This window comes from Stenotrophomonas capsici, from assembly GCF_034961085.1.
GTDB classification, from domain to species: Bacteria; Pseudomonadota; Gammaproteobacteria; order Xanthomonadales; family Xanthomonadaceae; genus Stenotrophomonas; species Stenotrophomonas capsici.
Map to the genome: position 1 here is coordinate 1 of NZ_JAYFUH010000129.1, position 3929 is coordinate 3929.

The window sequence follows — 3929 nt, forward strand, 5'->3', positions numbered from 1 at the left end:
ATGCGCACCGATGACATCACCGCCGTGCCCGAGGAACGTGTTCTCCCCGTACACGAACTCCGCCAGCCCCATCCCCCAGCCCTTGCCCGGCGCCGGCGCCATCAACGCCAACGTCTCCTTCCGCACGAGTTCGCCATTGAACAGGGCGACGATCAGTCGGTTGAGGTCGCTGGGGGTGCTGGCGATGTCGCCAACCCCGACGACATTGTTGAAGTCCACTTCCTTGATTTCGCCCCACGCGCCATCGGCGAACGCATAGGACCTGAAGGTATCGGCATGATTGGCCTTCACCGAGGCGAAATGCGCAAGCTGCAACTGCCGGGCGATCTCCTGCTCGACGATCTCGTGGTACGGCCGCCCGTAGGTGTCCTCCAGGATCATCCGCAACAGGTAGTAGGCGGAGTTGGAGTAGGCCACGCGCGTGCCGGGGGCGAAGGCAACGCCCTGCCGCCTGATCTCCGCCAGGATTGCCGGCGGCTCCAGCGCATCCACGATCCAGACCGAACCGTCCTTGATCGCGAAATTCCCCAGCCCGCTGGAATGCGCCAGCATCTGCCGGACGCTGATCTGCGCCGCTGCGGGCATCTCCGGATGAAAATCGGCCAGCGTGTCATCCAGCCCCAGCCGCCCTTGTTCGATCAGCTTGAACGCAAGAATGGCCGTGACCATCTTGGTGACCGAGGCGATCTGGTAACGGGTGTCCGCATCCGCCTGCACGCCGGACAGGTGTTTCTGGCCGAAGCGCCGCTGATAGACCTCGCGCCCGCCACGGAAGATGGACACGCTGCCCAGCCCACCATTGCCGTTCTCCACCTGGTCGAGGTACTCGTCCAGCACGGCCGCGTGTATCCCCTGCGGCGACGCCTCCGCCGAGCGTCCCACCGAGGGGAGCATCAAGACAGGAAGGAGCAACAACCCAACCACCCACTTCTTCATGGCGCTCGCCGCGATCTTCGGGAGGCGAAAGTCTAGATCAACTTTCCAGGTAGCAGGCATCGTCATCGCACTGTGACTCGCGGTATCGACTCATCGCGCTCTGGCTCCTGGCTACAGGAAAGGGCTGGAACGAAAATTCGACTCTAACCCCTGCTTTCGCTTCAGCTCACAACCCCAGCCAATCAAGCACCGTCCCGAACAGCGACGTCGGTATTTTGCAGAGGAAGTAGTCGTTCCCGCCGAACCAGTTACAAGCGAACCATCCGAACGGTGTCATCAACACGGCGATCAGTAGAACATCGACCAGCCAATTGAACGCCCGTCGGCGCCGGAGCTGCACGACGAAATCAACGGTGAAACCCAGCAACATCACCAGCGTCATTGCACCCAGCAGCACAGCAATTCCAAGCGCACTATCCCCGCGATGTGCCTGACCGACCATTTGCGCCGCCGACCAGCGCGAAAACAGATACAACGCCAGTAGCGGCAGAAAGAACATGAGAACCCTGACGATCACCGACCAGGGATAGCGGCTCATGGCTGGGTTCCGTTGGCATCCATCATGTTTCAGTTCTCCCAAGTGAGGCTGGAAAAATCAGTGCTGCCCCGATCATCGCAGACATTCGGCGTCCTGCTGAACTCAGAACTGACCGCGTTCTGCCCCCCCCGCATCCAGGAATCCGGTCGCGGCATCCACGCATCTTCGCCAAGCAACGCTTCAAGTAGGTTGTGGAGGCGGAAACTCGACTCTGACTCCTGTTTTCGCCTCTTTCCGTTTCTCCGCCTCGAGCAACAACGCCTGGTAGAGCTGCAAGCGGATACGCATCAAGGTGGCCAGCGTGACGATGACATACAGCCCTACCAGGGACGCACCAAGAATGACCTGCCACGCGGGCATGGCCAGCAGATCTTTCCATTGACGGAAAAAAAGGAACATGGACGCAAGGACCGGCAGTATGCCGAGTCTTTCAATACCGCCAGCAAGGAAACCAATCTTCGCAGTCAGTTGCCCCAGATGCATGCGAACAACGCATTCCGCCTTGGCCAGCTCAGCAGCCGGAAATTCGGCCAGCCAATCCAGCATGTGGTCAAAGTAGGTACGGTCATGGTCAAGCTGGCGCACCTGTTCCTTCCGCCAGTGCCAGAACTGCAAACCGATAACGCCGCAGTTCCTGAGAATGCCGGGAAGTGCAGCAGCGTAGACAATCACCAGCCCGCTCTTGGCAGCGTAGACCATCCACGGCGCCGGTCCCAACCACTTCGCAAGGAAGTACGGCGCCAAACCCAGCACCATCCCGACGCACGTAACGATGTGCAATGCCTTCAACCACCGCGGCGTGTTCAATGCACCTGCGGGCCCATCCGGCACATCGCGCAAGCGCTGGTCCAACGCGGCGAACGACAGTCCCTGTCTACGATCAGCGTTCATCTTCATCCCCTGTCCTGATGCGCTCCATCTTATCGACATCAGGTCGGATTCGTGTTCTCCAGCCGCTGCTTTCTGCTCTTTCGCAATAGAAAAGGGCCAGAGCAAAAACTCGACTCTGACCCCTGCCTTTCCCCTGCTTTTCGTGCTTTTGACGCCGGTCGCTAGTCATCGTCTCTGAGCAGCCCCCATGCAAATGTGAACGTTGGAGGAAAGAATCTTCCTTGAATTGCTCCTCGGATACCTCCGGCTCCTTCAGCCAGCCCCTGACTGAGCTCATCAGCCTTTGCCGAAAAATCTTGTAGCTCAGCACCGGCATCTTCCACAAGTCGCTCCAAAAGTGCACTTGGGCAATCCAGCTCGTGATTTAGGACGGGGATGTGCATCAGCCCTGATATCGCAATCAAATTCCTCTTTGCCCTCAGAAAGCTCCGATACGTCATCGGATGATTTGTCAATGCATGAACATGCTTTGCATCAAGCGAATAGACATCAATTCCTTTCTGCCGAAGAAAAAGTTGATCGGATCGCATCTCCGCAAAAACCCCAGCTAGAAAAATTGTGCGCCCATCTAGGGCCGCCTTTCCATCATGCGCATCAAGTTGTAGTTGCTCCAAGATCCCAAGTCGCGCCGTCAACCTGTTCATCGCATTGAGCGCGTCCGAGAAGAACTGATCGACCTCAGATAGTGAACTAAGGAGTAGCTCATCCCTCTTTTGCGCCCTCCAGATCGTGAGAGCCCCCATTGAGGCAACAAGTATTCCGATTAACGTAAAGCTTGCGTCTATCGGGATTCTCGATAAGTAGACACCGATAACAGGGAATTTCTCCCCATAGATCACTTGAGCGGCCGCAACGATTGCAACGAGCAAAGAAGCAAAAAAACAATGCTGACAAATATTTTCCAAACAGTTCTGCACAATGCGAACACTATGATTGGCGCAGCAACAATCCACTTGTTCATCCTGCCCTCGATATAGAAAAAGGCCGGGCCAACCAAAGCACCCGACCTTTTCATTAGCATCTAGTTCTTCACCAACTCAAAATCAACCGCACTTGCTATACCCACAATTCAAGCAGGTCTGGCAGCCATCCATGATCACCAGCGCCTTGGTGCTGCACTTGTGGCACATGCTGGCGCTGGGCGGGAAACTGCCGTTGTCGGCGCTTTCGGCGCTGTCGAGGATGACCAGCTCCTCCCCTTCGCTTTGCGGAAGGGAGGGGGCAAGCGCGGCGCTCTGCGCCGGCGCTGCGGTTACTTCACTGTTTTTTTTTGAGCGTTCTTCGAACTGCTTGCGCTTCTCGGCGATCAGGGCGCGCTGGTGGGCGCTCATTTCCGGGTCGTGCAGCAGGCCGATGGCCTTCATGTGGTCTTCGACGATCGAGCCCAGCTCGGCCACCAGCGACGGCATGTACACGCCGCCGGCCTTGAAGTAACCACCCTTCGGGTCGAACACGGCCTTCATCTCGTCGACGATGAAGGTCACGTCGCCGCCCTTGCGGAACACAGCCGACATGATGCGGGTCAGCGCCACGATCCACTGGAAATGCTCCATCGACTTGGAGT

Annotated in this window: 4 protein-coding genes and 1 pseudogene; all 5 read right to left on the reverse strand. The window is 57.6% G+C overall.

Going from position 1 to position 3929, the window contains the following annotated elements:
* Positions 1-1002 (reverse strand): serine hydrolase domain-containing protein (locus VA603_RS10010; protein ID WP_323438717.1); only part of this gene is annotated, 1002 nt, incomplete at its 3' end.
* A 100-nt stretch (positions 1003-1102) separates the two neighbouring features.
* Positions 1103-1474, reverse strand: coding sequence for a hypothetical protein (locus VA603_RS10015; RefSeq protein WP_323438718.1), 372 nt, complete (start codon positions 1472-1474; stop codon positions 1103-1105).
* 180 nt (positions 1475-1654) lie between these two features.
* Positions 1655-2371: a hypothetical protein gene (locus tag VA603_RS10020; RefSeq protein WP_323438719.1), complete on the reverse strand. Its 717-nt coding sequence runs from the start codon at positions 2369-2371 to the stop codon at positions 1655-1657.
* A 155-nt stretch (positions 2372-2526) separates the two neighbouring features.
* Complete coding sequence (locus tag VA603_RS10025) at positions 2527-3318, reverse strand: hypothetical protein (protein ID WP_323438720.1); 792 nt, start codon at positions 3316-3318, stop codon at positions 2527-2529.
* A gap of 90 nt (positions 3319-3408) precedes the next feature.
* Positions 3409-3929, reverse strand: a pseudogene (locus tag VA603_RS10030) (TSCPD domain-containing protein); the annotation flags it as partial.

Bases quoted from the DNA above. Each gene is read 5' to 3' on its own strand.
- VA603_RS10015 (WP_323438718.1), bottom strand. From the start codon at position 1,474: ATGAGCCGCTATCCCTGGTCGGTGATCGTCAGGGTTCTCATGTTCTTT.
- VA603_RS10020 (WP_323438719.1), bottom strand. From the start codon at position 2,371: ATGAAGATGAACGCTGATCGTAGACAGGGACTGTCGTTCGCCGCGTTG.